The following is a 26146-nucleotide window of genomic DNA, read 5'->3' on the forward strand; positions in this document are numbered from 1 at the left end:
GTGCCGGTGAACGCCGGAGTGCGTCGATGAACGCCGGTGAACGCCTAAGTACGCCGGTGAAAGCTCAGAACCGGCCGTCCTGGCAGCGCGCCAGCCAGTCCGACGCCGCCATGAACTCCTCGTCGGTGGTCCCCGGCCGCTGCGGCCGGACGTCCTCGGTCGTCACGCCCGCACGCGGGTAGGACCCGAGGAAGCGCACCTTCGGGCAGATCCGCTTCAGGCCCATCAGCGCCTCACCGACGCGACGGTCGGTGATGTGGCCCTCGGCGTCGGCACTGAAGCAGTAGTTCCCGATGCCCTGCCCTGTCGGCCGCGACTCGATGCGCATCAGGTTGACCCCGCGCACCGCGAACTCCTGGAGCAGTTCGAGCAGCGCGCCCGGGTGGTCGTCGCCGAGCCAGATGACGAGGGAGGTCTTGTCCGCGCCGGTGGGTGCCGCGGGCCGGGCCGGGCGGCCCACCAGGACGAACCGGGTCTCGGCGTTGGGCGCGTCGTGGATCTCGGTGACCAGCGGCTCCAGGCCGTACGTCGCCGCCGCGAACTCGCCCGCGAACGCCGCGTCGAACCGGCCCTCCTGCACGAGCCGCGCGCCGTCCGCGTTCGACGCCGCCGACTCCCACCGGGCGTCCGGCAGGTGGGAGTCGAGCCAGTTGCGCACCTGCGGCTGGGCCACCGGGTGGCCGGTCACCGTCTTGATGTCCTTCAGCTCGGTGCCGGGGCGCACCAGGAGCGCGAAGCTGATCGGAAGGACCACCTCGCGGTAGATCATCAGTGGCTCGCCCTTGGCGAGCTCGTCGACGGTCGTGGTGACGCCGCCCTCCACCGAGTTCTCGATCGGCACCAGCGCCGCCGCGGCCTCGCCGCAGCGCACCGCGTCCAGCGTCGCCGGGACGGACACCATCGGGACGAGCTCCCGGGTGGCCGCCTCGGGCAGGGTGCGCAGGGCCGCTTCGGTGAAGGTGCCTTCGGGGCCGAGGTAGGTGTAGCGCGTCGCCGACATACCGTCACCCTAATGCGCGGCGTGAGACGCGGCTCACGCGTCTCACGGAGCGAATGCGGAACGGTATCCACCGCGGGTCACGCCGCCGCGGCGCACGGCCGGTCCGGCGCCGCCGCGTCCGCACGTCCCGCCCGCGTGGGCGCGTCCGCAAGGCCCGCCCCGCGCAAGCGCCCGCACCGCCGCGCCCCACCTCACCCCTCCAGCAACCCCTGCCCCACGTACTCCCCGGCCCCCGCGCCCCCCGGCACCGCGAACAGACCGCTCGACTCGTGCCGGATGAACTCCGAGAGCGCGTCCCCGCGGTCGAGCTTGCGCTGCACCGGCACGAAGCCCCGCAGCGGGTCCGCCTGCCAGCAGATGAAGAGGAGCCCCGCGTCCAGCTCGCCCTTGGCGTCGATGCCGTCGTGGTACGAGAACGGGCGGCGCAGCATCGCGGCGCCGCCGTTCTGGTCGGGGCGCGTGATCCGGGCGTGCGCGTTGAGGGGGACCACGAGCTTGCCGTCGGCGCCCGTCTTCTCCAGCTTCATCTCGGTGGTCTCCGTGCCGCCGGTCAGCGGCGCGCCGTCGGCCTTGCGGCGGCCGATGACCTCCTCCTGGGCCTTGGTGGCGAGTTGCTCCCAGTCGTCCAGGAGCATCCGGATGCGGCGTACGACGGCGTAGGAGCCGCCGGCCATCCAGACGGGGTCGGCGCCGTCCGGCTTGTCGGGCACGAAGATCCGCTTGTTGAAGTCGTCGTCGGACGGCTTCGGGTTGTTGGTGCCGTCGATCTGGCCCATCAGGTTGCGGGTCGTCATGGGGCGGGCGGTGGCGCCGGGCGAGCGGTTGAAGCCGTTCATCTGCCAGCGGACCTTCGCCGCCGAACCGGCCAGCTTCTGCAGCGCGCGCAGCGCGTGGAAGGCGACGAGCGGGTCGTTCGCGCCGATCTGCACCCACAGGTCGCCGTTGCTGCGGGCCTTGTCCAGGCGGTCGGAGGAGAAGTCGGGCAGCGGGTCGAGCGAGGCCGGGCGCTGCTTCTCCAGGCCGGTGCGGCCGAAGAAGCTGTGGCCGAAGCCGAAGGTGACGGTGAGCGCGGAGGGGCCCGCGTCGCGCGCGATGTCCGTGTCCGGGCCCGCGCCGTCCACCGGCTTGCCCGCCATCAGCCGCTCGGCCGCGCCCGACCAGCGGCGCAGCAGGGCCGCCGCCTCCTTGCGCCCGGTGCCCGCCGCGAGGTCGAAGGCGAGCAGGTGGCCGCGGGACTGCACGGGCGTGGTGATCCCCGGCTGATGTTTCCCGTGAAACATCACCTCGTCCGTGCCGAGGGTCGTCAGGGCCGCCCCTGAGGTGCCGGATCCGTCGGACGAGTCCGAGGACGCGACCGCGTATCCGGCGGCGCTGCCCGCCGCGCCGAGCGCGAGGCCGGTTGCGCCGGCGGTGCCGAGCAGGCGCCGTCGCGAAATGGTGTGGTCCGCCATGAGGGTCAGCCGATCTGCACGTTCTTGTCGAGGGTCACTTGGTCGATGTCGGAGGTGCGGACGGTCACCTTGACCTGCCACTTGCCGGCCATCGGGATCTGCACGCCGCTCGCGCTCCAGTGTCCGGTCGCGATGCGGTCGGGGGCGACCGGCAGCGGGCCGACGTCCTTGGACTTGAGGGTGAAGGAGACCTTCACCTCGGGGATGTCGAAGGCGCTGCCGTTGGGCCGGTTCGCGAAGACATGCAGGTCGTTGCTGCCGGTCCGGCCGGGCGTGAGCTCAAGGCGTACAGAGCCCTTGCCGTCCTGGCCGCCGGTGTCGAACGGGATCTTGATCTTGGCGGGGCCCGCGGGCCGCTGCGCGGCCACGGACGAGGCGTTCTTGGCCTCCTCCTCGGTGCGGCCGGGCTCGGTGCTGGTCAGGATCGTGGTGACGGCGAGCAGCACGACGGCGACGCCCGCCTCGGCGAACACCGAGCGGCGCAGGCCGGAGCGGTGCGGGTCGGCGTCGCGGATCCGCTTCTCGCGGGCGGAGTCCATGGCGGCCTGCTGCCGGGCGAGCTGCGCGGAACGCTTGTCCTGGCCGGGGGCCTTGGCGCTGGTGCCCTTGCCGTCGGGTCCCTTGCCGTCGGGCCCTTTGCCCTCGCTGTTGCCGTCGGTGCCCTTGCCGCTGTTGCCCTTGCCGACGGTGCCCCTGCCACCAGGGCCCTTGGTGTCGGCAGCCTCGACGTCCGCCGAGACACCCGTCTTGGACGAGTGCGCCACGGCGACCGGCTTCTTCTTCTTGGTCGTACGCGGAGGAGTGGCCGTACCCGTCCGCTGCTCCACGACCGACGCGGCCGCGGCCTCCGGAGCAAGCCCCCCGGCCTCCCCCGCGATCCGCCCCGTCCAGCGCCGCGACACCGACGCGACGCCCACGAGGACGGCGACAAGACCGATCTTGACGAGCAGCAACTGCCCGTACCGCGTCTCCACGAGCGCCGTCCACGAGCCGACCTGCCGCCACGACTGGTAGAGGCCGGTCGCCGCGAGCGTCACCACACTGGCGAACGCGACGCGTGAGAACCGGCGTACGGCACCGGCGTCGATCAGCGGCGCGCGGTACAGACACAGCAGCAGCGCCGCGAGCCCGCCGAGCCAGGCCGCGACCGCCAGCAGATGGAGCACGTCGACGGGCATCGCGATGCCGGCCTGGATGCCCGTCGAGGCGTGTTCGGCGAGCGCCCAGGTCGCCGCGATGCCGATGGCGACGACGCTGCCGCCGATCGCCAGGCCGAAGGCGAGGTCCCGCTTCTCCTTGGCGTCCTCACGCCGCTCGTACGCCCCGAAGAGCACGGCGATGAACAGCGCGGCGGCCGCGAGAAGCAGCAGCCGCGAGACGAGCGCGGCGCCGGTCTTGGTCTGGAGCACGTCGCCGAGCTTCGCCAGGTCGAAGGCGTCGCCGAGCTTGCCGGACCCGGTGTACGGCGCCCGCAGCAGCAGCATCACCAGCGTGGCGCCGGTGAGCGCGAGCCACCCGCCGACCACGAGCCGCTGCAGCGGCCGCACGCCCGCCCCGCGCTGCCAGCACGCCAGCACGAAGGCGGCACCGCCGACGACGACGGCGAATCCGGCGTACGAGACGTAGCGCGCGATGCCGTAGAGGGCGCCGACGACTCCGCCGCCGACCTCCTGGTCGGCCAGCGAGACCTTGGTGTCGGAGGGCGCGCCGATGGAGAAGGTGAAGGCCCCGGAGATGGGGTGGCTGTCGGCGGAGACGACCTGGTAGGCGACGGTGAAGGTGCCGTCGGGCAGGCCCGGCTTCAGCTTCACGCCGTACGAGTTGGAGCCCAGGTCGCTGGTCTTGCCGGTGTCGACGCGCTTGCCGGCCGGGTCGAGGACCCGTACGGAGCCGTCGGACATGGCGACCTTCTCGGAGAAGCTCAGTGACACCTGCGCGGGTGCCTTGTCGACCACCGCTCCCTGCTTGGGGTCGCTCCCGGTCAGCGCGGCGTGCGCGTCGGCGGGCGCCGCGGCGGCGAGCACGGAGCCGAGGACGGCGCCGATCAGGGCGACGGCGACGAGCAGCAGGCGCCCGTATCCGGTCAGGGAGGCCGGCCCCGGGCGGGGAGCGGTGGTCCGCATCAACTCTTCAGTCCCCTCAGTGCGACGCGTGCATGCCGGTCGACTCACCGGTCGACGCGTGCTTGGACGCGTGCTTGTCGGTGGTGGAGTGGGTCTTCGCGTTGCTCGGGTTGTACGTGGCGGCCTTCACCGGCATCTCGACGGTGATCGGCTTCGACTTCTCGAAGCGGAGCGTGACCTCCACCTTGTCGCCCTGCTCCGGCTTGTGCTTGAGCTTTTCGAGCATGATGTGGTTGCCGCCGCGCGCGAAGGCGAGTTCGCCGTTCGCGGGCACGTCGAAGGACTTCCGTTCCTTCATCGTGGAGCCCACGGTGGCGTGCAGGGTGACGCTGCCCGCGAGCGGGCTGGAGGCGCCGACGAGCTTGTCCGCGCCGCCCTTGTTGGTGACCGTGAAGAAGCCGCCGGCCATGTCGGCCATCGCCGGGGCGGGGATGTAGGCGCCGCCGACCTTCAGTTCGGGCTTCTTGGCGGCGTCCCCGGAGGAGGAGCCGCCGTCCTTGCCGGTCTTGTCGGCCTTGTCGGAGTCGCTGCCGCAGCCCGCGAGGACGAGGCCCGCGGTGAGCGCCATGGCGGAGCCGGTCAGGAGACGGCGGCGGGTGGTACGGCGGCGGGTGGTGCGGTGGTTCACGGGTTCTGTCCCTTGAGGATCTTGGGGAGGTCCTTCTCGTAGTCCTTGGACGTCGCGTCCTTGCCGTTGTAGACGACATAGCCGGCGTCGGACTTGGGCGAGAAGGCGATGACCTGGGTGCCGTGCATCGACTCGATCTTGCCGTTCTTGAGCTTCTTGGACGGCTCGATGCTGATGCCGACGGTGCGGGCGCTGCCCTGGATGGTCGGGAAGTCGCCCGTCAGGCCGATGAACTCGGGGTCCTGGGCCTTGAGCCACTTGCCGAGTTCCTTCGAGGTGTCCCGCTTGGGGTCGGTGGTGACGAAGACGACCTGGAGCTTGTCGAGTTCCGCCTTCGAGACGGTCTTCTTCTGCAGCAGGCTCTTCTTGGCGACCGCGATGTTGCTCATCGTCAGCGGGCACACGTCGGGGCAGTTGGTGTAGCCGTAGTAGAGGAGCACCGGCTTGCCCTTGGTCTGCTCGCGCAGGTCGTACTTCTTGCCGTGGGTGTCGGTGAGGACCAGGTCCGGCTTCTTGAACGGCTGGTCGAGGACGGTCGCGGCCTTGTCCGGCTCGGACTCCGTCGACACGTCGGCGACCGGCTTCTTGCTGTCGCCGCCGCCCTCGCCGCACGCGGTCAGGGTGAGGGCGGCCGCGGTCAGGAGCGCGGCGGCGGTGAGCGTCTTCGTGGTCTGCTTGCTCAACTTGCGCATACGAAAATGTCCCAGATGTGAGGAGGCCGGGACGCGCCGGGGCCGGGGCCCGCGACGCGTCCCGCGGGCGGCTCAGGCGTTGCGGCGGCGGCCGGCGAGCACTCCGAAGGCGACGCCCGCGGCGCCGACGACGATGCCGACGATGCCGAGGGTGCGGGCGGTGGTGTCGCTGCTGTCGCTGTCGGAGGCGCTCTCTTCCTTGCCGCCGGACTTCCCGTCGGCCTTGGCCTCCGCCTTGTCGTCGGCGGCGGCGCCGCCGTGGTGGTCCTCGGAGGCGGCGGTCAGCGCGAGGGCGGGCGCCGGGAACTCCGGCTCCTCCTGGCCCTTCTGCTGCGGCTCGATCCAGCGCACGACTTCCTTGTTGCTGTACGTCTGGAGGGCTTTGAAGACCATCTGGTCGGCGTCCTCGGGGAGCTGGCCGAGGGACAGCGGGAACTTCTGGAAGGTGCCGGGCTCGATGCCCTTGCCGTCGGCGGTCCAGACGACCTTGGAGACGGCCTCGTCGATCTTCTCGCCGTGAATCTCGAGCGGCTTCTTCAGCTTGGTCTTGGTGACCTTCGCCTTCCAGCCGGGCACGGGCTGCGTCATCACCGACGCGAGCGGCTGGTCGGCGGGGAAGGTGACCTCGAGCTTGGTCGTCGAGGCGTCGTCGCGCTCGTTGGGGACCTTGAAGTTGACGGTCGCGTAGCCGCCCTTGGCGGCCTCGCCCTCGGGGCTCACGCTGACGTGCGCGAAGGCCGGGACGGCGGAGAGCAGCAGGACGGCGGAGGCGGCGGTGCCGGCGACGACGGACGCGCGGGTCAGGGACTTCATGGCGGAATGCTCCAGTTTCGGCAGGCGGGCTCGGCAGTCGTGCCCGTGGTGAACGGTGAATACGGCCGTACGCACTGTGGTGTTCGACAAGGGGACGCGGTGCGGCGGGCCGTGCGGCCACGCGCGCGTGCGTGCGGGCGTGCCACGCGGCACCCGCCCCCTTGGAACAGGAGCGGTCCGCGTCAGGCGGCGAGCGCGAGGGAGGCGGGCGCGGGCGGGCCGCGCCGGATCACCGTGTCCTCGAGCGCGGCGGCCCTCAGCCGCGGCGGTACGAGGGTGTGGGCGGCGCGCACCGGGCCCGCCGAGGGTGCGCCGGGGAGCCCGGCGCGCAGCACTCGTACCAGCGCGAGGGCCGCACGCAGCGAACGTACGAGTGCGGCCTCGGCGACTCCGTACGCCCCCTGGGCCGAGAGCCGCACAAGACGGGCCAGCGCGAGGTCGCCGCGGCGCAGCAGCCAGCCCGCGGCGAGCGCCGCGAGGACGTGCGCGAGCAGCATCGGCAGGGACGGCAGCAGTGACGCCGCCGGGTCCATGCCCGGCATCGGGCCGCTCGCGGCGTGCGCGGCGGCCTCCCCGCCGGTGTGGGCGTGGGCCGCGTGGGCGCCGCCCGAGGGTTCGAGACCGGCGCCTCGAAGGATCTGCCGGGCCTGTACGGGAGTGAGGGTCGCCGCGCTCGCGCCGCACGCGATGCGTGCCGCGCGCTCGACGAGCGAGGCGGCGTCCGAGCCGCCCGCGGCGGCCGACGCCATGGCCGTGCCGTGCTGCTGGCCGAGGCCGAACAGCGCGTGCAGGGCGAGCTGACCGGCGGCGAGTGCCCCCGCGATCCCCGCCAGCGACCGCTCGCGCCCGGCGAGGGGCACGGCGACGGCGAGGACGGCGAGGAAGGCCACGGCCAGGGTCCACAACGGGACGGTGGCACACGAGGCGAGTACATGGCCCCCCGCGGACAGCACGACGCAGACCGCGGCGAACATCGCGGCCCGCAGCAGCCGGAGGTCGGCTCCGGTGCGCGCCTGGCGCTCGTGGGGGGCAGTCATGGCGGGGCCATCATCGCACCAGCCCTACCCGTCTCCCACGGCAGGTCCGCAAGGTTCCGCCATGGCAGGTCCGCGCGGTTACGCCTGGTTCCGCCCCTCCGCGAGGGGTACCCGTCTACACCGGCCGGGGGCGCGGCCGCGTCCGCCGTATGGGCGGCATCACGTCAAGTGGGCGCTTAGTCGCAGGCATGCGCGGCAATACGTATCGGTATGTCGAGCCGCAGCCAGGAGGCTGGAGCATGAGCATCTGGTGGTCACTCCATTTGCGGCGCGAAGCTGCGAGCGTTCCGCTCGCCCGGCGCCTGCTGATCGGCACGATGGAGAGCGCGGGGGTGCACCCCGACGTCTCCTACGACCTGTCGCTCGCGCTGACCGAGGCCTGCGCCAACGCCGTGGAGCACGGCGGGGCGGCCGCTCCCGGTGCACCCGGCGGCGCGTATCGGGTCACCGCGTATCTGGACGGCGAGAAGTGCCGCATCGAGGTCGCCGACTCGGGCCCGGGGTTCCCCCAGGGCCGCGTCGTCATGTCGACCCGCCGCCGGGGGCGGCGCCGCACCCGCCGTATGGCTCCCGCGGTGGCGGCCGCCCCGGCGCCCGCGCCGTCCGCGGTGCCCTCCGAACCCGCCGAGAGCGGCCGGGGCCTGTGCCTCATCCGGGAGCTCGCCGACCATGTGGACTTCGGCAACAAGCCTGGGCGCGGCGGCGCGGTGATCAGTTTCGACAAGGTCCTCAAGTGGCGGGAAGACGCCCCGCTCGCCGTTTGATCGCGGCCTTCGGCCTTGCTCGTCCTCAAGCTCCCCCAAGCTCTTAAGGAGCAGGGAGGTACCCCCTCGACGGGCTCAAAACTTCCTCCACGTAGACGTCGAGTGCAGGGCGCGGTGCTCGGCCGAGCAGGGTGCGGAGTTGGTTGTTCTCGATGGCCGTGCCGTCGAGGAAGCCGCCCGCTATTGCCGAGTACGTGCTCATGAGCATCGGAACCTGGAAGGGGAGGGCCTGACCCGCCGTGGTGATCGCCTCGCGGGTCGCGGTGAGGGTGCCGGGTTCGTAGTGGCCGCCGACGGCGTCGGCCAGGTCCGCGCCGCCCAGGGCCTGTTCGCCGACGAGTTCGTAGGTGCGGCCCGCGTGCGGTGCCGGGTCCGTGGCCACGCGGACGGTGGCGCCGGTGATCATGAGCATGGGAACGTTCCCCCGTCGTTCTGGGTTCGATAGGAGCGGGCGGCGGTGGTCGCCGGGCCCACAACCATCGTGATCACTCGTGGACGGTCACGTAAGGAGGCACTTCGATGTCAGCAGGGCACACGGCGATAACCACCCCCGGCGAAACGGTCGCGGGCGAGCCGGTGATCAGCTGCGAGACGCCGCAGGACGAGTGCGGGGTCAGGGACGTCCTGGACCGGCTCGGCGACGGTCTACGTAGTCGTCGAACTCGCCTCCGGAGTCCTGCGGTTCAAGGAGCTCCAGCGCCGCATCCACGGCGGCATCTCGCAGCGCATGCTGACCCTGACGGTGCGGCGCCTGGAGCGTGACGGTCTGGTGAGGCGCACGGTGTACCCGACGATCCCGCCGCAGGTCGAGTACGAACTGACGGATCTCGGCCACAGCCTCACGTACCTGGTGAAGTCCCTGGCGGACTGGTCGATCGCCCACCGCCCGGACATCGCGGCGGCGCGGGAGGCGTACGACGAGCGCGCGGCCCGGGCGGAGCCGGGCACCGTCGGCACCCCGCGCTGACGCCGCCCCGGCGGCGGCGTACGTCTTACAACTCCGCCTCCCCCGAAGGCGGCAGCACCCGGCACAGTGCCTCCACCGCCGCCGCGTACGCGTGCTCGGGTGGGGTCGCGTAGCCGACCACCAGGCCGTCGGGCTCGTGCGTGGACGCGGCCGGGTGCCGGAAGTCCGCCAGGCCGTCGAGGCCGACTCCCTGCCACGCGGCGGCCTTCACCGCGGACGCCTCCGTGCCGGGCGGCAGCCGGAGCACGGCGTGCAGGCCGGCCGAGATGCCGGTGACGGTGATGTGCGGGGCGCGTTCGGCGAGGGCGGCGACGAGGTGGTCGCGGCGGCGGTAGCGCTGGCGCATGCGGCGGACGTGCCGGTCGTAGTGTCCGGAGTCGATGAGGTCGGCGAGGGTGAGCTGGTCGGGGACGCTCGCCCAGGCCTCCCGCTCGCCCTTGGCGGTGACGACGGCGTCGACCAGGTGCTCCGGAAGGACCATCCAGCCGAGCCGCACGGCGGGCGACAGGCTTTTGCTCACCGAGCCGACGTACACGACGCGTTCGGGGTCCAGACCCTGGAGGGCGCCGACGGGCTCACGGTCGTAGCGGAACTCCCCGTCGTAGTCGTCCTCCAGGATCAGGCCGTCGCGGGTGCGGGCCCAGTCGACGGCGGCGTTGCGGCGCGCGGGGTGCAGGGGGCCGCCGGTCGGGAACTGGTGCGCCGGGGTGAGCAGCAGCGCGCGGACCGGACCCGGCACGTCCGCCAACTCCTCGACCCGGGCGCCGTGTTCGTCCAGGGACAGCGGCACCGTACGCACCTCGGCGGCGTCCAGGATCGAGCGGTGGAAGCCGAGTCCGTACGCCTCCATGGCGACCGGCCCGCGCAGCACCCCACCGCCCGCGCCGCCCCCGGGCCCGCCGCACAGCACCCGCAGCGCGTGTGCGAAGCCGGAGCACACCACGATCCGGTCAGGATCTGTCCGGGTCCCGCGTACGCGGGAGAGGTATCCGGCGAGTGCCCGGCGCAGCTCGACGCGGCCCTGCGGATCGCCGGGACCGAAGGCCTCGTTGGGCGCGGCGGTGAGGGCCCGCCGGGCGGCGGCGAGCCAGGCGGCGCGCGGGAACGAACCGGCGTCCGGCAGGCCCTGGACGAGGTTGTACGCGGGGCGTGCGGGCGCGGTGGGGGAGCGCTTGGGGATCCGGGCACGCGGCGGGGGCGCGGCGCGCTCGGCGACGCGGGTGCCCGAGCCCTGCCGGGCGGTCAGCCAGCCCTCGGCGACGAGTTCGGCGTACGCGTCGGCGACGGTGTTGCGGGCGACGCCGAGGTCGGCGGCCAGCGAGCGGTACGGGGGCAGCCGGGTGCCGGGGGCAAGCCGCCCGTCCTGGACGGCGGCCCGCAGCGCGCGGATCAGGGCGGCCCGGCGACTGCCCCCGCCGGAGAGCTCCAGGTGCAGGTCACTGCCGATGCGCTCCGCCGGATTGACCCATGATTCCGCCATGGGAACGCACTCTATCCGCGGTCTTTCGGCAAGTAGCCGCGGCTGCAGGCCAGCCCCGGCGCCCCCTCAGCGTCAGCTCCTCAGCTTCGCCATCCACAGCTCGACCTCGCCGGACCGACGAGGCAGCGCCGCCGACAGGTTCCGGTTGCCGTCCTCCGTGACGAGGATGTCGTCCTCGATGCGCACGCCGATGCCGCGGTACTCCTCCGGCACCGTCAGGTCGTCAGCCTGGAAGTACAGACCGGGCTCGACGGTCAGGCACATGCCGGGCTCAAGGGTGCCGTCGGCGTACGTCTCGCGGCGGGCGGCCGCGCAGTCGTGGACGTCCATGCCGAGCATGTGGCCGGTGCCGTGCAGCGTCCAGCGGCGCTGCAGCCCCAGCTCCAGGACGCGCTCGACCGGACCCTCGACGAGACCCCACTCGACCAGCTTCTCGGCGAGCACGCGCTGCGCGGCGTCGTGGAAGTCACGGAACTTCCCGCCCGGCTTGACCGCCGCGATACCGGCCTCCTGGGCCTCGTACACCGCGTCGTAGATCTTCTTCTGCAGCTCGTTGAAGCGGCCGTTGATCGGCAGCGTGCGGGTGACGTCCGCCGTGTAGTACGTGTGCGTCTCCACGCCCGCGTCGAGCAGGAGCAGCTCGCCGGAGCGCACGGCGCCGTCGTTGCGTACCCAGTGCAGGGTGGTCGCGTGCGGCCCCGCGGCGCAGATGGAGCCGTAGCCGATGTCGTTGCCCTCGACGCGGGCGCGCAGGAAGAAGGTGCCCTCGATGTAGCGCTCGGAGGTGGCCTCGGCCTTGTCGAGGACCTTCACCACGTCCTCGAAGCCGCGCACCGTGGAGTCCACGGCCTTCTGCAGCTCGCCGACCTCGAACGCGTCCTTGACAAGACGGGCCTCGGAGAGGAAGACGCGCAGTTCCTCGTCGCGCTCGGCGGTGACCTTGTCGGTGAGCGCCGTCTCGATCCCGGCGTCGTACCCGCGCACCACCCGGACGGGCCCGGTGGCCTCGCGCAGCGCGTCCGCCAGCTCGCGCACGTCGGAGGCGGGGATGCCGTACAGCTGCTCCGCCTCGGTGAGGGAGTGCCGGCGGCCGACCCACAGCTCGCCCTGGCCGTCGAGCCAGAACTCGCCGTTCTCCCGGTTGGAGCGCGGCAGGAGGTAGATCGTCGCCTTGTGGCCCTCGCCGACGGGCTCCATGACGAGGACGCCGTCCTCGGTCTGGTTGCCGGTGAGGTACGCGTACTCGACCGACGAGCGGAACGCGTACTCCGTGTCGTTCGAGCGGGTCTTCAGGTTGCCCGCGGGGATCACCAGGCGCTCGCCCGGGAAGCGCGCGGAGAGCGCGGCACGGCGCGCGGCGGTGTGCTCCGCCTGCGGCACCGGCGCCAGGTCGTGCAGCTCGGTGTCGGCCCAGCCGGACTTCATGTTCTCGGCGAGCTCGTCGGAGACACCGGGGTAGAGGCCGTTCTTGCGCTGCTTGATCGGCTCTTCTTCCGTCTCCACCAGCTCTTCCGGGGTCTCCGGGTTGAGGGCGTCCGACACGGTCTGCCTCCTGTTTGACGGCTATGTACGACACTGGGCCGCCTCCATCGTACGGTCGTACGGAAGGGGGCCCAGGGCCGGAAGGCCTGTTACAGGAACGCCACCGGCTCAGTCGAAGCGTGCCGCGAGCAGCACCACGTCCTCCTCGCTGTCGGCCGCGGCGAGACCCTCCGGCAGGACCGTGCACAGCACGTGGTCGGCGATCGCCCCGGCGTCCTCGCGGGCGGCCCTCGGTACGCTCACGGCGGCCGCGTGCAGCTTGGCGAAGGCCCGGTCCATCGGCTCGCCGGTGCGGTGAAGCAGCCCGTCCGTATAGAGAAGCAGCGTTTCTCCCGGCTCCGGGCGCAGCTCCACGCTCGGCGCCTCCCAGCAGGCGAGCATCCCGAGCGGCGCCGACAGGGACGTCTCCACGAACTCCGTGCGCCGCTCGCCGACGATCAGCGGCGGGCTGTGCCCGGCCCCGGCGAGCACGATCTTGCGCAGGGCGGGCTCGCAGTACGCGAACAGGGCGGTGGCCGAGCGCGCGGGCTCGGTCAGGCGGAGCAGCAGCTCCAGGTCCGACAGGACGGCGACCGGGTCCTCGCCCTCCATCACCGCGTACGCCCGCAGGGAGGCCCGCAGCCGCCCCATCGCGGCGACCGCGCTGGGCCCGGACCCGGTGACGGAGCCGACCGCGAGGCCGAGCGCCGCCTCGGGCAGGGGCAGCGCGTCGAACCAGTCGCCGCCGCCGCGCGGACCGGTGTGGTGCCGGGCCGCGAGCTGCACGCCGGCGACGCGCGGCAGCCGCTGGGGCAGCAGCTCCTCGCGCAGGGTCGCCTCGGTCGTGCGGGCGCGGTCCAGCTCCACCAGGCGCGCCAGGTGCTCGGTGGCGTGCTGGACGTAGAGGCCGATGAGGTGCCGTTGGCGCGCGGCCGGTTCGGCGGGCTCGTCGTACAGCCAGACCGCCGCGCCGACGCGTCCCGCCGCGTCGGTGACCAGCGGCAGCGCATAGCTCGCGGCGTATCCGAGGCGGGCGGCGACCTCGCGGTGGCGCGGGTCGAGGGTGTCGTCGGCGAAGAGGTCGGGCTGCACGATCTCGGTGACGGGGGGCCGGGGCGCGGGGGTGGTGGCGCCCGTGGCGGCCGCCGGGCCCGGGGTGTCGGCGGCGGTCGTGGCGGACGAGGCCGTCGTGGTGCCGGGCGTGCCGGTGGGCACCGCGTCAGGGAGGGACGCGGCGGGGAGGGCGGCGGCAGTGGCGTCGAGCAGTCGGCCGAACGACGTGGCGCCGCGCGGGACCGTCTCCAGGTGACCGAGGTCGGCGCGGGCGAGGCCGAGGCCGACGGTGGTGTCGGGGCCGCGGCCGTCGGCGGGCTCCAGGACGGCGAGGCCGCGGCGGGCGCCGACCAGGGCGGCTCCGGCGCGCAGGAGTTCGTCGAGGGCGCCGTCGAGTGTGCTCGTGCGGGACAGGCGTTCGGTGAGTTCGTGCAGCGTGGTGAGGTCGGAGACCCAGCCGGCGAGGCGGTCCTGGATCAGCGCTCCCGGGGCGGCCCGGGCGTATGAGGCGGTGGGGCCGGGCGGGGCAGTGTGGGCGGGCGGCGGAACTGTGGAATCGATTCCGGCCACTTTCGGAAGGTGAGGGGCGTTCATGTCTGACGGCTTTCCGGCCGGTGCGTATTGCTCAATAGCATCGCAAACCCCCTGTCATTCTGCGCCGCTAGCAATGTCTCCACATCTACACGCAGTGGAGAGGGGATGTCCAGCATTGTCCTGCGAGGATTCCTGGTGTCCAGAGGTGCGGACGTGAATTCTGCGAACTGTAAGCGATCTTGAAAACTTGGCCGGAAACTGTTGCAGTGAAGGGCATATTGCGGTCGACTGACATTGTTCGAAGGAGCGTCACAGCGGTCGTGATGGGTACGTACTCGGTGATGGCCAGGGGCAGTTGAGCGGTGCCCGGAACCTGGCGGCGGACCCGGGCGTCTTAACCCACGGCGACCGTGCCCCATCCTCCCGTGGCACGGGCGGCACGAAATACGCGGGACGGCAAACGCCAGGCGCCGCCACCCCACGCCACGTTAACGCTCGGCCCATAGGGGAGCCCCATGCCGCAGGCTGGGGTGTGATGCGCCAGCTTGTACGCACCTGTACGCACTTGCATGCACCTAGTACGCGCACCTCGTACGCACGGCGATAGAGATCCACACATGGTGTGATGTGGCCCGAAGTGTCCCTCTGCGTGTAACGGAAAGGAACGAGCGCTCATGCGCGAGATCCTCGGAAGGCGACGCAGGCTCCTGTCCTGGCGAATCGGTAGGAAGTCTGACCAGAGTCCCGCTCTGCTCGGCGCGGCCCTGACCTTCGCGACGGCATGGCACTGGCCCGTGCTGCCGGGAGTCGGCATCGAAGGCCAGGCCAGGCAGGGTTTCGCCGCACTCGCCGAGCGCCAGGGCGACACACGCGGCAAGAGGACCAAAAAGAACGGCAAGGGTGCCGACGGCGGCCGCGGCGTCTTCGCCCCGCGCGGCCGGACCGCGCGCTGCGCCTGCCCCGACCCCGAGTGCGCGTTCCCGGGCGCCCATCCGCTGGACCCGGGACTGCTCGCCGCGACCACCGACGAGCGCATGGTGCGCTGGTGGTGGACCAACCGCCCCGGCGCACCGGTGCTCCTCGCCACCGGCGGACGCGCCCCGTGCGCCGTGAGCCTGCCCGCGGTGGCAGGCGCGCGCGCCCTCTCCGCGCTCGACGAGGCCGGCATTCGCCTCGGTCCGGTCATCGCGACCCCGGCCCGCGTCTTCATCCTCGTCGCGCCGTATTCGATGGAGCAGTTGGGCGCGCTGCTGTACGCCAAGGACTGGGTGCCCGGCTCGCTGCGCTTCCACGGAGAGGGCGGGTACGTCGCCCTGCCGCCGTCCGAGACGGGTCAGGGCCAGGTGCGCTGGGAGCGGGCACCGCTGCCCGGCTCGGCCGCGCCCTGGGTGCCGGACGTCCAGGCCGTCGTGGACGCGGTGGTCGACGCGCTCACTCGTACGGGTGTGAGCGCGCCCGAGTTGTGAGGGAATAGGGCGCGGGGCGAACGGGCCGGGGGCCCTTGGTCGTTATGTTCGGGCCATGCACCCGCGCCCGGCCGTGAATCCCCGTCTGCTCGCGCTCCTGGGCGTCGTGGCCGGAGCCGTGCTGTTGCCGTTCGCCGGCGCGTCCGCGGGGCCCGTGCTCCAGGACGACGCCAAGCGCCCCGCCGCGCCTCCCCCGGAGCGCGCGGCCGAGCTCGCCGCGGCCCCCGAAGGGCGCTCCCCCGCTCCGGAAGGCCACGCCCCGGCCCCAGAAGACGGCGCCCCGGCCCCGGAAGGCCCCGGCGAACCGCCGTCCCGGCCGCAGGACACGCCCCCGCGCGAAACCACCGCCCGCTGCGGCCCCGAACTCTCCACGCCGGACGGCGTCGACGCCCAGACCTGCGTCCTGACGCAGGGCGACGACACCTGGGGCCGTACCTACTACCGCAACGCCACCGGCCGCACGCTGAAGGCCGTACTGACCGTCATGGGTCCCAAGGGGCGCACCGTGCAGATGCACTGCGCCGTGGGCGCGGAGGACGAGCCGGCGGCGTGCGAGACACCCCGGGAGCGCACGGCGGGCGCCGCGGCGCAGTACGCGGCGGTGGCGGAGTTCGCGACTGAGAGCGGCGACGCGCTACTGCTGCGTTCGGGCAGCAACTAGGCCGCGGCCCGGGGCAGTTGAGCGTGCGACTTTTTGCCGGGCATGGAAACGCCCGGTTGCTGGCGACGGGGGATGCACCAGCAACCGGGCTACCTGAACGGTAACAAGAGATCGGCGCTTGGCAAATTCGATCTCAGTTATCCGGACAGGGATTTACCTGTACTCAAGGGGAGTTGTGACGGGAGTCACGCCTTCCGATCCGACTGACTGGTGGGTCAGTGACGGCGGGCGCCGACCCGCGTCCGGCGCCTCCTCGGCCGAGGGCGACCTGACGGTCAGCTGAGGGCGGCCTGCCGGTCGGCTGAGGGTGATCTGCCGGTCAGCTGAGGGTGACCTGCCGGTTGGTGAGGCCGCCGCGCGCCCGCCGCTCCTCCGGGGTGAGCGGCTCCGTCGCCGCGAGCGCCTTCGCGAGCCGCCCGGCGAACTCGGCGGCGGGCTGCTCGACGTCCTTCGCCCCCATGACGCTCGGCAGGTCCCACACCGGCACTGTCAGGCCGTGCGCGCGGAAGGAGCCGACGAGGCGCGTGCCCTCGCCGAGGCTCGACGTACCGGCCGCGTGCAGCCGCGCGAGCGCGTCGAGCAGCTGCTCCTCGGGGTGCGGCATCACCCACCGCAGGTGGTTCTTCTCCGGGGTCTCGCACCAGTACGCGGCGTCCACTCCGGGGAGCTTGACGGTCGGGATGGCGGCGGCATTCGCGCGCTCCAGGGACGCGGACACCTCCGGCGTGGCGTTCTCGGCGTCCGGCACCCAGAACTCGAACCCGGAGTGCACGACCGGCTCGAACGCGCTCTTCTCGTCGATCAGGTCCTGCAGGCGCGGCCCCTCGGAGGGCGCGCGGCGGCCGGCGACCGGCTGGCCGGGCTCGGTGGTGAGCGCGCGCTCCAGCGTGTCGGCGAGGTCGCGGCTGATGTCGCCGGACGAGGTGTCGTTCTGCAGGCCGAGCAGCACCGAGCCGTCGTCGCGGCGCAGCGCGGGCCAGGCCATCGGCAGGACGGTCGCCAGCGTCACGGAGGGCACGCCCTCGGGCAGGCCGCTCTTCAGGGTGAGCTCGACGGTCGCGGCCGGCACCAGCTCGCGCAGGGCCACCCAGTCGCACTCGCGGGGCAGGCCCTCGAAGGGGCGCTGCACCAGCTCGGTCACCGCGTGCGCGGCGGCCCGGCCGTGACAGGCCTTGTAGCGGCGGCCCGAACCGCAGGGGCAGGGTTCCCGGGCGCCGACGACCGGGACCTCGTGGTCCTTGAGCTGCGGCTGCTTGCCCTTGCTGCCCTGGTTGCCCTTGGTCTGCGGGCGCTTCTTGGCCATCGTGGGTGTCTCCCGGTTACGGCTCGCTTGCGTACGGGCGCGAGCCTAGCCGTTCACCGGTGGGGGGACTGAGCTCCGTAGGCCTCGGTTCACGTCCTCAGTCCACGTCGTCGAAAGGGTCCGTGAACCCCAGGTCGGATATCGCTGCCGCCGACGGCGCGGCGACGCGCGTAGCGAAATCCTCGTGACGGTGCCCGGATTGCACCAGGGCCCAGACGGTCACCTCGCCGCGGGTGTCGTCGCGGACGCCCCAGGCCTCGGCGAGGGCGGTGATGATGTTGAGCCCGCGGCCGCCGTGGGCCGTGACCGAGGGAGTGGCCGGAACGGGGCGGGTCGGTCCGCCGCCGTCCGTCACCTCGACCGTGAGCCGTCCGGTCTTGTCGACGCGCCATGCGGCGCGCACGTCTCCGTCGTCGCCGCCACCGTCCCCGTTCATCCCCTCGCCCAGCGGCCTGCCGTGCCGGCAGGCGTTGCTGAGGAGTTCGGAAAGGATCAGTACGGCATCGTCGATGACCGATTCGGGCACTCCGCTGATGCGCAGCTGGTCGCGCATCCGGTGCCTTGCTTCCCCCACGCCCGCAGGACCATGGGGTACGGCCATGCTCGACGACGCGGGCACCTCCCGTGCCACCACAAACGCCACCCCCGAGACCTCCTTTGCCCCACGCCACGGTGTGGATGCCCCAATGGACTGGACCGGAAACCGGCCAACACCGGGATGGTGACGCACTCGTCACGATCGAATACGCACCGAACGCGCCGGTGCACTCCCCGTAACGAAGGTCAGCACCGGCCCAGTTGGGACAGGACCTGCTTCGGGCGGTTGGTGATGATCGCGTCGACGTCGAGGCGGACGCAGAGCTCGACGTCCGCGGGTTCGTTCACGGTCCACACGTGGACCTGGTGCCCGGCGCGCTTGAGCTTGGCGACGTACCCGGGGTGGTTGCGTACGATCCGGATGCCCGGGCCCGCGATCCGTACGCCCTGGGGGAGCCGGCCGTCGCGGTGGCGGGGCGAGACGAACTGCATCAGATAGACGGTCGGCAGCGTCGGGGACGCGGCCCGCACGCGGTGCAGCGAGCGCGCCGAGAAGCTCATGACACGGATGGGCGAAGGGCCGTCGGCGGGCGGTGCGTCGAGGCCGAAGCGCTTGAGCAGATGCAGCAGCCGGTCCTCGACCTGGCCCGCCCAGCGGGTGGGGTGTTTGGTCTCGATGGCGAGCTGGACGTGCCGCCCGGAGGCATTGTTTTCGGCCACGAGTTCCAGGAGCCGCTCCAGCGTGAGCACCGAGGTGTCCGCCGGGTCGGGCCCCATCTCCCAGTCGGGTCCCTCGCCGTCGATGCCCCCGGGGAGGGCCTCGACGCCGTTCTTCCAGGAGCCGAAGTCGAGGGCGGCCAGGTCGGCGAGCTCCAGTGCGGAGACGGCGCCGCGGCCGTTGGAGGTGCGGTTCACCCGGCGGTCGTGGACACAGACGAGATGGCCGTCCGCGGTGAGCCGTACATCGCATTCGAGGGCGTCTGCGCCGTCCTCCACCGCCTTCTTGTACGCGGCCAGGGTGTGCTCCGGGGCGTCCTCGGAGGCTCCGCGGTGGGCGACGACCTGGATGTGGTGCTGTCGTGCGTGGGTCACCGCGTCATCGTGCCATCGTCCGGGCGCCGCGGAACGCGCCGGTCCGAGTCGTCCGGCCGGACCGTCCGCGGCTGCCCGGGGCCGTCCGGCTTGCCCTTCCGAATCGGGTCGTTTCGCCCGCCGTGAACGCACAGCATCGGCTTATGGTGCCCTGACAGCCCATGGGAAAAGCTGACTACAGACAAAACTGAACCGATCTGATCGTTTGCTGCTCTCAGGCCGTGACCGAGTACGACAGCGTGGACCGAGGAGAAGAAGCTGTGAGCACCGAGAACGAGGGCACTGAGGTACCCCCGGCCCCGTCCGCACCTCCTGTGCCGGTGGACACTCCCGCTGCTTCCGCCCCCGACGCGCCGGAGCCGACGCCACCGGCGCCGTCGTCGGGCCCGTCCGGGCCGACCACCCCCGCCGCCTCCGAGGGCCCCGGAGGGGAGCAGCCCGCCGCACCGCCCCCCGCCCCGGCACAGACCCCGGCCGCCCCTGCCCCCGCCCCGAGCGTCCCCGATCCGTACGCACACACCGCCGCGCACGTCGGCGCGGGTCAGACCGCCGCCGGTCAGACCCCCTCCGGGCACGCGTCTTCGGGGCACGCCCCCGCCGGTGCCTGGCCGCCGCCCCCGCCGCCGGCCGTGCCGACGTATGCGCAGGGTGGCGGCTCCGGTTCCGGCTGGGGCGCGTCCTGGACGGCGGAGCAGCCGTCGGCGCCCAAGCCGGGCGGGCGGCGCGGCGGCCTGGTCGCGGCGGTGCTCGCGGCGGCGCTGGTCGCGGGTGGCGTCGGCGGCGGCCTCGGCTTCTGGGCGGCGGACCGCAACGAGGACACCGGCACGGACTCGACGACGGTCTCCGCGTCGGACTCCCCGGCCGACCTCAAGCGCGAGCCCGGCTCGGTCGCGGACATCGCGAACAAGGCGCTGCCGAGCGTCGTCACCATCGAGGCCCAGAGCGGCAGCGGCGAGGGCGGCACGGGCACCGGCTTCGTGTACGACGAGCAGGGCCACATCATGACCAACAACCACGTGGTGGCGTCCGCGGCCGAGGGCGGCAAGCTGTCGGCGACGTTCTCGAACGGCAAGAAGTACGACGCCGAGGTCGTGGGCCGGGCCGAGGGCTATGACGTGGCGATCATCAAGCTCAAGGACAAGCCGGCGAGCCTGAAGCCGATCCCGCTCGCCAACTCCGACAAGGTGGCCGTCGGGGACTCCACGATCGCGATCGGCGCGCCCTTCGGCCTCTCCAACACGGTCACGACGGGCATCGTCAGCGCCAAGAACCGCCCGGTGACCTCCAGCGACGGCGGCAGCAAGAGCTCGTACATGAGCGCGCTGCAGACCGACGCCTCCATCAACCCGGGCAATTCCGGCGGCCCGCTCCTGGACGCGCGCGGCGCGGTCATCGGCATCAACTCCGCGATCAAGCCCGCCGACAGCGGCGGCCTCGGGGGCGGCGGCCAGTCGGGCTCGATCGGCCTGGGCTTCGCGATCCCGGTGAACCAGGCGAAGAACGTCGCCCAGCAGCTGATCAAGACGGGCGAGGCGACGTATCCGGTGATCGGCGCGTCGGTGTCCCTGGGGGACACGTCGCACGGCGCGACCATCTCCGACCGCGGGGCCGGCGGCTCCGGCGCGGCGGTGGAGCCGGGCGGCCCCGCGGACAAGGCGGGCCTCAAGTCCGGCGACGTCATCAAGAAGCTGGACGACGTGGTCATCGACAGCGGCCCGACCCTGATCGGCCAGATCTGGACCCACAAGCCCGGCGACACCGTCAAGATCACCTACGAACGCGACGGCAAGGAGCGCACGGTCGACGTGGTCCTGGGCGCACGCAAGGGCGACGGCTGACCCGCTACTCTTGACCCCGCGCCGCCGCCGTCCACCGGCCGCGGGCGCGGGGTGGGTTGCCCGAGCGGCCTAAGGGAACGGTCTTGAAAACCGTCGTGGTTCACGCCACCGTGGGTTCAAATCCCACACCCACCGCGGGTGCCGGCCGTAAGGCCTGACGAGGCGGGGTGACCGAAGCTTTCGGTCACCCCGCCTCGTTTTGGTTTCCGACTCGAACTCCGCGTCGGGGCTCGTGTATCCGTGGGCCGCCCGGGTGAGGTGGCGGTACCTCGGTGGGGTGCGGGCGGGTTAAGGGGGCGGCAGGGCGGTGGGCAGTGGTCACGCGGGCCGGTGCCCCGGAGGTGCGGGCGTCGTGCCCCGTCGGGCGTGCTGCCGGAACTGGAAGGGGAGCTTCGGGCATGAGGATCGTTGAGGCTGTTGTGGGTGCGGTGGGCGCTGTGGGTGCGGTGAGCTCGGCGGGGGCCGTGGGCGCGGTCATGGTGCTGGGGGCGGCGGCGCCCGCGTCGGCCGCCGGGGAATCGTCGGGGGAGAGCCTGGCCGTCACGTCGTTGGTCGCGCGGGATTCGTTCGACGAGGTTCCCGGGGAGGAGATCATCGACGGCTCGGCGTTGCGCTCGCTGCCGATCGCCGGGCTGCCGCTTTCCTAGCCGGGGTTGGGGGTGGGGCCGGGGTTCTGGCCGGGGCCAGGGTTTCTTTCTGGCCGGGGCCGGTCGACCGCTCGCCTAGTCGTGGCCGGTCAGCCGCGCCGCGGACGCGATCGTCGAGCGGGCCTCGCGGAGGGTGAGGCCCACGCGGAGCGCCGCGTCCGTGAGGGGCCCGGCGAGGGCCTCGCCGAGGCCGTTCTCGTAGGCGCGGCAAGCCGCCCAGAACAGGCGGGTGTTGCGCTGGCCCTCGTGCGCGGCGAGGACGAACTGGACCAGGCCCTGGCCCTGTTGGGGTGCCGGCGGGCCGTCCGCGCGCGGGGGCGTGGACCTGCGGCGCGGTGACGGGGCGAGCAGGCGCAGGAGCGCGGGCGGGCAGGCGGCCGGCGGGAGGTGGGCCGTGCCGGGCACCGTGCTGTAGACGCCGTGTTCGGTACGGGAGCCGGGGCCGACCAGATAGCCGCCCGCGCCGCGGATGTCGATTCCGGGGGCAAGGCGTCCCGCCGAGTTGGGCACCACCGTGTCGGGCGGCCCCGACAGCCAGATGTGGCGGCCGCCGCTCGGCGTCGCCACGACGACGGTCTCCGGGATGGTGAACAGGTGCCGCAGCGCCAGCTCGCGCAGCGCGGCCGGGGCGTCGGCGCCGGACTTGGTGTCCAGGTCGATGCCGATCAGGTGGTACGGCGCGAGACCGCACGCGATGCCGTAACCGGAGGCCCAGGGCGCGGCGGCGAACAGTTCGCGGATGCGCAGCGGGTCGGTCGACGCGTCGTACACACCGTGCCCCATGCGGCCGCACTCGCCCCGGCACGCCGACGGCTGCGGGTCCTCGTGGTGCGGCGAGCGCAGCGCCGGGAGCTTGGTCCGGGAGAGCGGGATGACGGCGAGACCGCGCTCGGCCGCGGACAGGGCGTGGGCGAGCGCGAGCGTGGCGGTGTGCCGCTCGGCGGCGGAGCGGGGGTCGGGGGTGGAGCGTGGGCCGGGGGCGTTCCGGCCTACGGCGGGGCCGCGGTCCCTGACGGGGTCGTGGTCTCCGGCGGGTTCGTGGCCCCCGACAGGGTGGTGGTCCCCGGCGGGTTCGTGGCCCCCGACGCGGCCGTGGTCCCCGGCGGGTTCGTGGTCCCCGCCCGGGCAGCCCCGAGCGCGGCCTTCGGGTGCGGGGCCGGACGACATGGGCCTGCGGTCGGGCGCGTGGTCGGGCCTGCGGTCCGAGGCGGGGTCAGGCCTGCGATCAGGCGTGTGGTCAGGGGTGTTGCGGTCTGCGGCATGGCGGTCGATGGGAGCCATGAATTCATTTTCGTACAAGCGTTCGAAGAAGGGAAGGGGGGTGGCCCGGGGTGGCGCGTCGTGAGCGGACGGCGCCCCCTCACTTCGGGTGATTGCCGGAACGCTTCAGCCCGTGCGGCGACTGGGCCGCGCCCCCGGAGCGGCGCCGCGCCGACACGCTGCGGATGCAAAGCGGGTTTATCGACTTGTCCTCACGCTTGCGAGGGAATCGTGTCTTCCGGGGTGGTTCGGCGGGGATTCGGTGGGCAACTCTGGACTCGCGACGTCGTGCAGATCCAGAAACCGAGGCGGTCGGCCAACTGCCTTGGAGCAAGAGCTACTTGAGGCGCTCCCGGCTTCCCGCCGGTGCGTGACTCCCCGTCCTGGAGGAAAAACATGGCAAGCATCCGTACCGCCCGCGCCCTCGCCGCTGTCGCGGCCCTGCCCCTCGCCGCCGCTCTCTTCTCCGGTGTTGCGATGGCCGACAACGGCTCGTTCGCGGACGACGGATCCAACGCGGGTGTGGCTACGGTCACCGGCAGCGGCGTCGGCGACGACAACGAAGGCAACTCGTCCACTACGCAGCAGCAGGCGGTCGGCACGGGCGCCTCGAACCAGAGCAACACGGCCCAGGTGAACGGTTCCGCGTTCACGAACATCGAGCAGTCGAACAGCAACGTCTCCGTGAACTTCAGCGAACTGTGGTGACCACGGGCCTCGTCGGGGAGTGATCCTCGGGGGCCTGCTCAGTGGGGTGATGTGACGGCTGCGCGGCGGTGCCTGGGGCACCGTCGCGCAGCTGTGTTCGGGGCCGTGTGCCGGGCGGCGGTATGCGAGGCCGTGTTCGCCGGTTGCCGGGCACCTCCGGGACGCGCGACCCGCCACGGAGCCCGCCACGGGGCCTTGACGCCGGTTCTGTTTCTGACGGACAGTCAGAAATCCTTGCCGGTACGAGACGGAGAGGCCGCCGCCGTGCACCTCGCCCCCACCGAACGCCAGCAGCGCCTGCGCGCCGAGCTGCGCGCGTACTTCCGCGAACTGCTGCCCGACGGCCCGCCCGCGGGCGACGACCCGGCCGCGCAGCGCCGGATCCTGCGGCGGATCGGCGCCGACGGGCTGCTCGGCCTCGGCTGGCCCGTCGCGTACGGCGGCCAGGGGCGCGGCCCCGACGAGCAGTTCGTGTTCTTCGACGAGGCGTACCGCGCGGGCGCGCCCGTGTCGATGGTCACGCTGAACACCGTCGGGCCGACCCTCATGAAGTACGGGACCAAGGAACAGAAGGCCGCCTTCCTGCCCGGCATCCTGCGCGGGGAAACCGTCTTCGCGATCGGTTACAGCGAGCCGTCCGCCGGGACCGACCTCGCCGCGTTGCGCACCAAAGCCGTACGGGACGGCGGCAGCTGGGTCGTCGACGGGCAGAAGATCTTCACCTCCAACGCCCAGAACGCCGACTGGATCTGGCTCGCCTGCCGCACCGACCCGGACGCGCCCAAGCACCGCGGCATCTCGATCCTCCTCGTGCCGACCGACTCCCCCGGCTTCTCCTGGACCCCGATCGAGACCGTCGGCGGCCTGACCACGACGGCGACGTACTACGACGGCGTACGCGTGCCCGCGGGGAACCTCGTCGGCGAGGAGAACGGCGGCTGGGGCCTCATCACCGAACAGCTCAACCACGAGCGGGTCGCGCTCGCCGCGATCGGCATGCAGGCCGAGGACTTCTACGCGGCCGCGCGCACCGCGGCTTGCTCACCTGATCCGGTGACAGGCGAACGTCGGATTGACGCTCCGTGGGTCCGTTTGAAACTGGCCGAAGCGCATGCCCGGCTCGCGGCAACGCGCCTGCTCAACTGGCGTTTGGTGGGGGATGTGGGGGCCGGTCGGCTGGCCCCCGGGGACGCGAGCGGCGTGAAGTTCGCGGGAACCGAATCGGCGGTCGAGGTGTACCGAATATGTCAGGAGATCACGGGGGACGCGGGGCTCGTGCGGGCCGGCTCACCGGGATCCCTGGCGCTGGGTGCGCATCCGCGCACGGGGACGGGGACGGCCGGGGACGGGGAGCTGGAGCGGATGAACAGGGCGGCGCAGATCAACACCTTCGGGGGCGGGGTGAGCGAGGTGCAGCGGGAGATCGTGGCGACGATGCGGCTCGGGATGCGGAGGGGGCGGCGATGACGCGTGGGGCGACTGAAGCGACCGAAGCGACTGAAGCGGCGGATACGACTGAAGCGGCAGAGACGGCCGGGTCGGACGAGCTGTACGAGAAGTTGAAGGCGTACGAGGGGCGGGCCGCCGCCGTGGCGGGGCGCGGCAAGGACCCGGTGAACGGGCCGATGATCAGGCACTGGTGCGAGGCGATGGGGGACACCGACGCGGCGTACACCGGGCCGGAGGCCGTCGCGCCGCCGACCATGCTCCAGGTGTGGACGATGGGCGGCCTCTCGGGCCACAGCGGCCGTTCGGAGGCGTACGACGAACTGTTCGCCCTGCTCGACGACGCCGGTTACGCCTCGGTGGTGGCGACCGACTGCGAGCAGGAGTATCTGCGGCCGCTGCGCCCCGGGGACGAGATCACCTTCGACGCGGTGATCGAGTCGGTGTCCGAGCACAAGACGACCAAGCTCGGTACGGGGTATTTCGTGACGACGCGGATGGACGTCCGCGCGGACGGCGAACCGGCGGGGACGCACCGCTTCCGGATCCTCAAGTACGCGCCCGCGCGGCGGACGCCGAAGGCGGCGGCTCCCGCCGACGGGCGCAGGCAGCCAAGTGCCAGTGCCAGTGCCGGTGCCGGTGCCGGTGCCACGAGCAAGCGGCCGCGTCCCGTGATCAACAGGGACAACGCGGGGTTCTGGGACGGCGTGGCCCGGCACCGGCTGCTCATCCAGCGCTGCGGCGCCTGCGCCCGCCTGCGCTTCCCCTGGCTGCCGGGCTGCAACGCCTGCGGCTCGCCGGAGTGGGACACGGTCGAGGCGAGCGGCGAGGGCGCGGTTTATTCGTACGTCGTGATGCATCACCCGCCGTTTCCGGCCTTCACGGTGCCGGAGCACGCCGCCGACGCGACGGGTCCGGGGGCGGAGGCGGGGGCGGGGCCGTACGCGGTGGTGCTCGTCGAGCTGGCGGAAGGCGTGCGGATCATCAGCCAGGTGGTGGGGCTGCCGCACGACCGGGTGCGGATCGGGATGCCGGTGCGGCTGGAATTCCTGCGGGCGGACGAGGAGTTGGAGCTGCCGGTGTTCCGGCCGGTCACCGCTGGTGTCCCGGGGGGTGTGCGCTGAC

24 protein-coding genes and 1 tRNA gene are annotated in these 26146 nt (G+C 72.6%); 10 read left to right on the top strand and 15 right to left on the bottom strand.

The features are described from left to right. Positions 1–64: 64 nt before the first annotated feature. The 7 genes from pheA to AC0KTA_RS19175 form a co-directional block, all read right to left on the bottom strand. Positions 65–1000 carry a prephenate dehydratase gene (pheA, locus tag AC0KTA_RS19145; RefSeq protein WP_481049449.1) on the bottom strand — a complete coding sequence of 312 codons (936 nt, stop codon included), beginning with the start codon at positions 998–1000 and terminating at the stop codon, positions 65–67. Between the two features lie 191 nt (positions 1001–1191). Beyond that, entirely contained in the window at positions 1192–2451 is a 1260-nt protein-coding gene (gene efeB, locus AC0KTA_RS19150) for an iron uptake transporter deferrochelatase/peroxidase subunit (protein ID WP_481049450.1), read from the bottom strand. A gap of 5 nt (positions 2452–2456) precedes the next feature. Next, positions 2457–4574: a copper resistance CopC/CopD family protein gene (locus AC0KTA_RS19155; RefSeq protein ID WP_481049451.1), complete on the bottom strand. Its 2118-nt coding sequence runs from the start codon at positions 4572–4574 to the stop codon at positions 2457–2459. A 16-nt stretch (positions 4575–4590) separates the two neighbouring features. Next, complete coding sequence (locus AC0KTA_RS19160) at positions 4591–5142, bottom strand: copper chaperone PCu(A)C (protein ID WP_481056480.1); 552 nt, start codon at positions 5140–5142, stop codon at positions 4591–4593. 56 nt (positions 5143–5198) lie between these two features. After that, positions 5199–5894 carry an SCO family protein gene (locus AC0KTA_RS19165; protein ID WP_481049452.1) on the bottom strand — a complete coding sequence of 232 codons (696 nt, stop codon included), beginning with the start codon at positions 5892–5894 and terminating at the stop codon, positions 5199–5201. A 72-nt stretch (positions 5895–5966) separates the two neighbouring features. Next, entirely contained in the window at positions 5967–6707 is a 741-nt protein-coding gene (locus AC0KTA_RS19170) for a YcnI family copper-binding membrane protein (protein WP_481049453.1), read from the bottom strand. Between the two features lie 182 nt (positions 6708–6889). Next, positions 6890–7744 carry a hypothetical protein gene (locus AC0KTA_RS19175; RefSeq protein ID WP_481049454.1) on the bottom strand — a complete coding sequence of 285 codons (855 nt, stop codon included), beginning with the start codon at positions 7742–7744 and terminating at the stop codon, positions 6890–6892. A gap of 239 nt (positions 7745–7983) precedes the next feature. Here AC0KTA_RS19175 and AC0KTA_RS19180 point away from each other — a divergent pair, with 239 nt between their 5' ends. Then, positions 7984–8508 carry an ATP-binding protein gene (locus tag AC0KTA_RS19180; protein ID WP_481049455.1) on the top strand — a complete coding sequence of 175 codons (525 nt, stop codon included), beginning with the start codon at positions 7984–7986 and terminating at the stop codon, positions 8506–8508. Positions 8509–8551: 43 nt separating this feature from the next. Here AC0KTA_RS19180 and AC0KTA_RS19185 read toward each other — a convergent pair whose 3' ends face one another. Then, a complete protein-coding gene (locus AC0KTA_RS19185; RefSeq protein WP_481049456.1) occupies positions 8552–8920 on the bottom strand; it encodes a hypothetical protein in 369 nt (122 codons plus the stop codon). 264 nt (positions 8921–9184) lie between these two features. Here AC0KTA_RS19185 and AC0KTA_RS19190 point away from each other — a divergent pair, with 264 nt between their 5' ends. Then, positions 9185–9475 (top strand): winged helix-turn-helix transcriptional regulator, encoded by a 291-nt coding sequence (locus tag AC0KTA_RS19190; RefSeq protein WP_481056481.1) that lies wholly within the window; start codon positions 9185–9187, stop codon positions 9473–9475. A gap of 25 nt (positions 9476–9500) precedes the next feature. Here AC0KTA_RS19190 and pdxR read toward each other — a convergent pair whose 3' ends face one another. From pdxR to AC0KTA_RS19205, 3 genes are all read right to left on the bottom strand, one after another. Next, positions 9501–10955, bottom strand: coding sequence for a MocR-like pyridoxine biosynthesis transcription factor PdxR (gene pdxR / locus AC0KTA_RS19195; RefSeq protein ID WP_481049457.1), 1455 nt, complete (start codon positions 10953–10955; stop codon positions 9501–9503). Between the two features lie 72 nt (positions 10956–11027). After that, on the bottom strand, positions 11028–12497 hold the full coding sequence (locus AC0KTA_RS19200) for an aminopeptidase P family protein (protein ID WP_481049458.1): 1470 nt from the start codon (positions 12495–12497) through the stop codon (positions 11028–11030). A 108-nt stretch (positions 12498–12605) separates the two neighbouring features. Next, on the bottom strand, positions 12606–14099 hold the full coding sequence (locus tag AC0KTA_RS19205; RefSeq protein ID WP_481049459.1) for a PP2C family protein-serine/threonine phosphatase: 1494 nt from the start codon (positions 14097–14099) through the stop codon (positions 12606–12608). A 638-nt stretch (positions 14100–14737) separates the two neighbouring features. On the opposite strand from AC0KTA_RS19205, the gene AC0KTA_RS19210 reads away from it, so the two are divergent. Together AC0KTA_RS19210 and AC0KTA_RS19215 are read left to right on the top strand one after the other, a co-directional pair. Then, on the top strand, positions 14738–15529 hold the full coding sequence (locus tag AC0KTA_RS19210; protein WP_481049460.1) for a bifunctional DNA primase/polymerase: 792 nt from the start codon (positions 14738–14740) through the stop codon (positions 15527–15529). 55 nt (positions 15530–15584) lie between these two features. Continuing rightward, positions 15585–16190 carry a hypothetical protein gene (locus AC0KTA_RS19215; protein ID WP_481049461.1) on the top strand — a complete coding sequence of 202 codons (606 nt, stop codon included), beginning with the start codon at positions 15585–15587 and terminating at the stop codon, positions 16188–16190. A 319-nt stretch (positions 16191–16509) separates the two neighbouring features. Here the strand turns inward: AC0KTA_RS19215 and AC0KTA_RS19220 are convergent, their stop codons facing one another. From AC0KTA_RS19220 to AC0KTA_RS19230, 3 genes are all read right to left on the bottom strand, one after another. Next, complete coding sequence (locus AC0KTA_RS19220) at positions 16510–17493, bottom strand: DUF5926 family protein (RefSeq protein WP_481049462.1); 984 nt, start codon at positions 17491–17493, stop codon at positions 16510–16512. 97 nt (positions 17494–17590) lie between these two features. Then, positions 17591–18223: an ATP-binding protein gene (locus AC0KTA_RS19225; protein WP_481049463.1), complete on the bottom strand. Its 633-nt coding sequence runs from the start codon at positions 18221–18223 to the stop codon at positions 17591–17593. Between the two features lie 53 nt (positions 18224–18276). Continuing rightward, positions 18277–19122: a glycerophosphodiester phosphodiesterase gene (locus AC0KTA_RS19230; RefSeq protein ID WP_481049464.1), complete on the bottom strand. Its 846-nt coding sequence runs from the start codon at positions 19120–19122 to the stop codon at positions 18277–18279. 260 nt (positions 19123–19382) lie between these two features. Between AC0KTA_RS19230 and AC0KTA_RS19235 the strand changes: the two genes are divergently transcribed. The 3 genes from AC0KTA_RS19235 (at position 19383) to AC0KTA_RS19245 (ending at position 21607) form a co-directional block, all read left to right on the top strand. Continuing rightward, the gene (locus AC0KTA_RS19235; protein ID WP_481049465.1) at positions 19383–20960 is read left to right on the top strand and encodes a S1C family serine protease; all 1578 of its coding nucleotides are present in this window, start codon (positions 19383–19385) and stop codon (positions 20958–20960) included. Between the two features lie 50 nt (positions 20961–21010). Next, positions 21011–21095: transfer RNA gene (locus AC0KTA_RS19240), tRNA-Ser, on the top strand. Between the two features lie 263 nt (positions 21096–21358). Next, positions 21359–21607 (top strand): hypothetical protein, encoded by a 249-nt coding sequence (locus tag AC0KTA_RS19245; RefSeq protein WP_481049466.1) that lies wholly within the window; start codon positions 21359–21361, stop codon positions 21605–21607. A 75-nt stretch (positions 21608–21682) separates the two neighbouring features. Here AC0KTA_RS19245 and AC0KTA_RS19250 read toward each other — a convergent pair whose 3' ends face one another. Beyond that, on the bottom strand, positions 21683–22510 hold the full coding sequence (locus AC0KTA_RS19250; protein ID WP_481056482.1) for a bifunctional DNA primase/polymerase: 828 nt from the start codon (positions 22508–22510) through the stop codon (positions 21683–21685). Between the two features lie 753 nt (positions 22511–23263). On the opposite strand from AC0KTA_RS19250, the gene AC0KTA_RS19255 reads away from it, so the two are divergent. From AC0KTA_RS19255 to AC0KTA_RS19265, 3 genes are all read left to right on the top strand, one after another. Then, positions 23264–23575, top strand: coding sequence for a hypothetical protein (locus tag AC0KTA_RS19255; protein WP_481049467.1), 312 nt, complete (start codon positions 23264–23266; stop codon positions 23573–23575). A 264-nt stretch (positions 23576–23839) separates the two neighbouring features. After that, positions 23840–25042: an acyl-CoA dehydrogenase family protein gene (locus tag AC0KTA_RS19260; protein ID WP_481056483.1), complete on the top strand. Its 1203-nt coding sequence runs from the start codon at positions 23840–23842 to the stop codon at positions 25040–25042. Then, positions 25039–26145: a bifunctional MaoC family dehydratase N-terminal/OB-fold nucleic acid binding domain-containing protein gene (locus AC0KTA_RS19265; protein WP_481049468.1), complete on the top strand. Its 1107-nt coding sequence runs from the start codon at positions 25039–25041 to the stop codon at positions 26143–26145. Before AC0KTA_RS19260 ends, AC0KTA_RS19265 begins: the two co-directional genes overlap by 4 nt. Position 26146: the final 1 nt, after the last annotated feature.

Source organism: Streptomyces sp. Y309 (assembly GCF_056712025.1).

Excerpts from the sequence above, each read along its gene's own strand:
- pheA (WP_481049449.1), bottom strand. The coding sequence starts at position 1,000 with ATGTCGGCGACGCGCTACACCTACCTCGGCCCCGAAGGCACCTTCACC.
- efeB (WP_481049450.1), bottom strand. The coding sequence starts at position 2,451 with ATGGCGGACCACACCATTTCGCGACGGCGCCTGCTCGGCACCGCCGGC.
- AC0KTA_RS19155 (WP_481049451.1), bottom strand. The coding sequence starts at position 4,574 with ATGCGGACCACCGCTCCCCGCCCGGGGCCGGCCTCCCTGACCGGATAC.
- AC0KTA_RS19160 (WP_481056480.1), bottom strand. The coding sequence starts at position 5,142 with ATGGCGCTCACCGCGGGCCTCGTCCTCGCGGGCTGCGGCAGCGACTCC.
- AC0KTA_RS19165 (WP_481049452.1), bottom strand. The coding sequence starts at position 5,894 with ATGCGCAAGTTGAGCAAGCAGACCACGAAGACGCTCACCGCCGCCGCG.
- AC0KTA_RS19170 (WP_481049453.1), bottom strand. The coding sequence starts at position 6,707 with ATGAAGTCCCTGACCCGCGCGTCCGTCGTCGCCGGCACCGCCGCCTCC.
- AC0KTA_RS19175 (WP_481049454.1), bottom strand. The coding sequence starts at position 7,744 with ATGACTGCCCCCCACGAGCGCCAGGCGCGCACCGGAGCCGACCTCCGG.
- AC0KTA_RS19180 (WP_481049455.1), top strand. The coding sequence starts at position 7,984 with ATGAGCATCTGGTGGTCACTCCATTTGCGGCGCGAAGCTGCGAGCGTT.
- AC0KTA_RS19185 (WP_481049456.1), bottom strand. The coding sequence starts at position 8,920 with ATGCTCATGATCACCGGCGCCACCGTCCGCGTGGCCACGGACCCGGCA.
- pdxR (WP_481049457.1), bottom strand. The coding sequence starts at position 10,955 with ATGGCGGAATCATGGGTCAATCCGGCGGAGCGCATCGGCAGTGACCTG.
- AC0KTA_RS19210 (WP_481049460.1), top strand. The coding sequence starts at position 14,738 with ATGCGCGAGATCCTCGGAAGGCGACGCAGGCTCCTGTCCTGGCGAATC.
- AC0KTA_RS19215 (WP_481049461.1), top strand. The coding sequence starts at position 15,585 with ATGCACCCGCGCCCGGCCGTGAATCCCCGTCTGCTCGCGCTCCTGGGC.
- AC0KTA_RS19220 (WP_481049462.1), bottom strand. The coding sequence starts at position 17,493 with ATGGCCAAGAAGCGCCCGCAGACCAAGGGCAACCAGGGCAGCAAGGGC.
- AC0KTA_RS19245 (WP_481049466.1), top strand. The coding sequence starts at position 21,359 with ATGAGGATCGTTGAGGCTGTTGTGGGTGCGGTGGGCGCTGTGGGTGCG.
- AC0KTA_RS19255 (WP_481049467.1), top strand. The coding sequence starts at position 23,264 with ATGGCAAGCATCCGTACCGCCCGCGCCCTCGCCGCTGTCGCGGCCCTG.
- AC0KTA_RS19265 (WP_481049468.1), top strand. The coding sequence starts at position 25,039 with ATGACGCGTGGGGCGACTGAAGCGACCGAAGCGACTGAAGCGGCGGAT.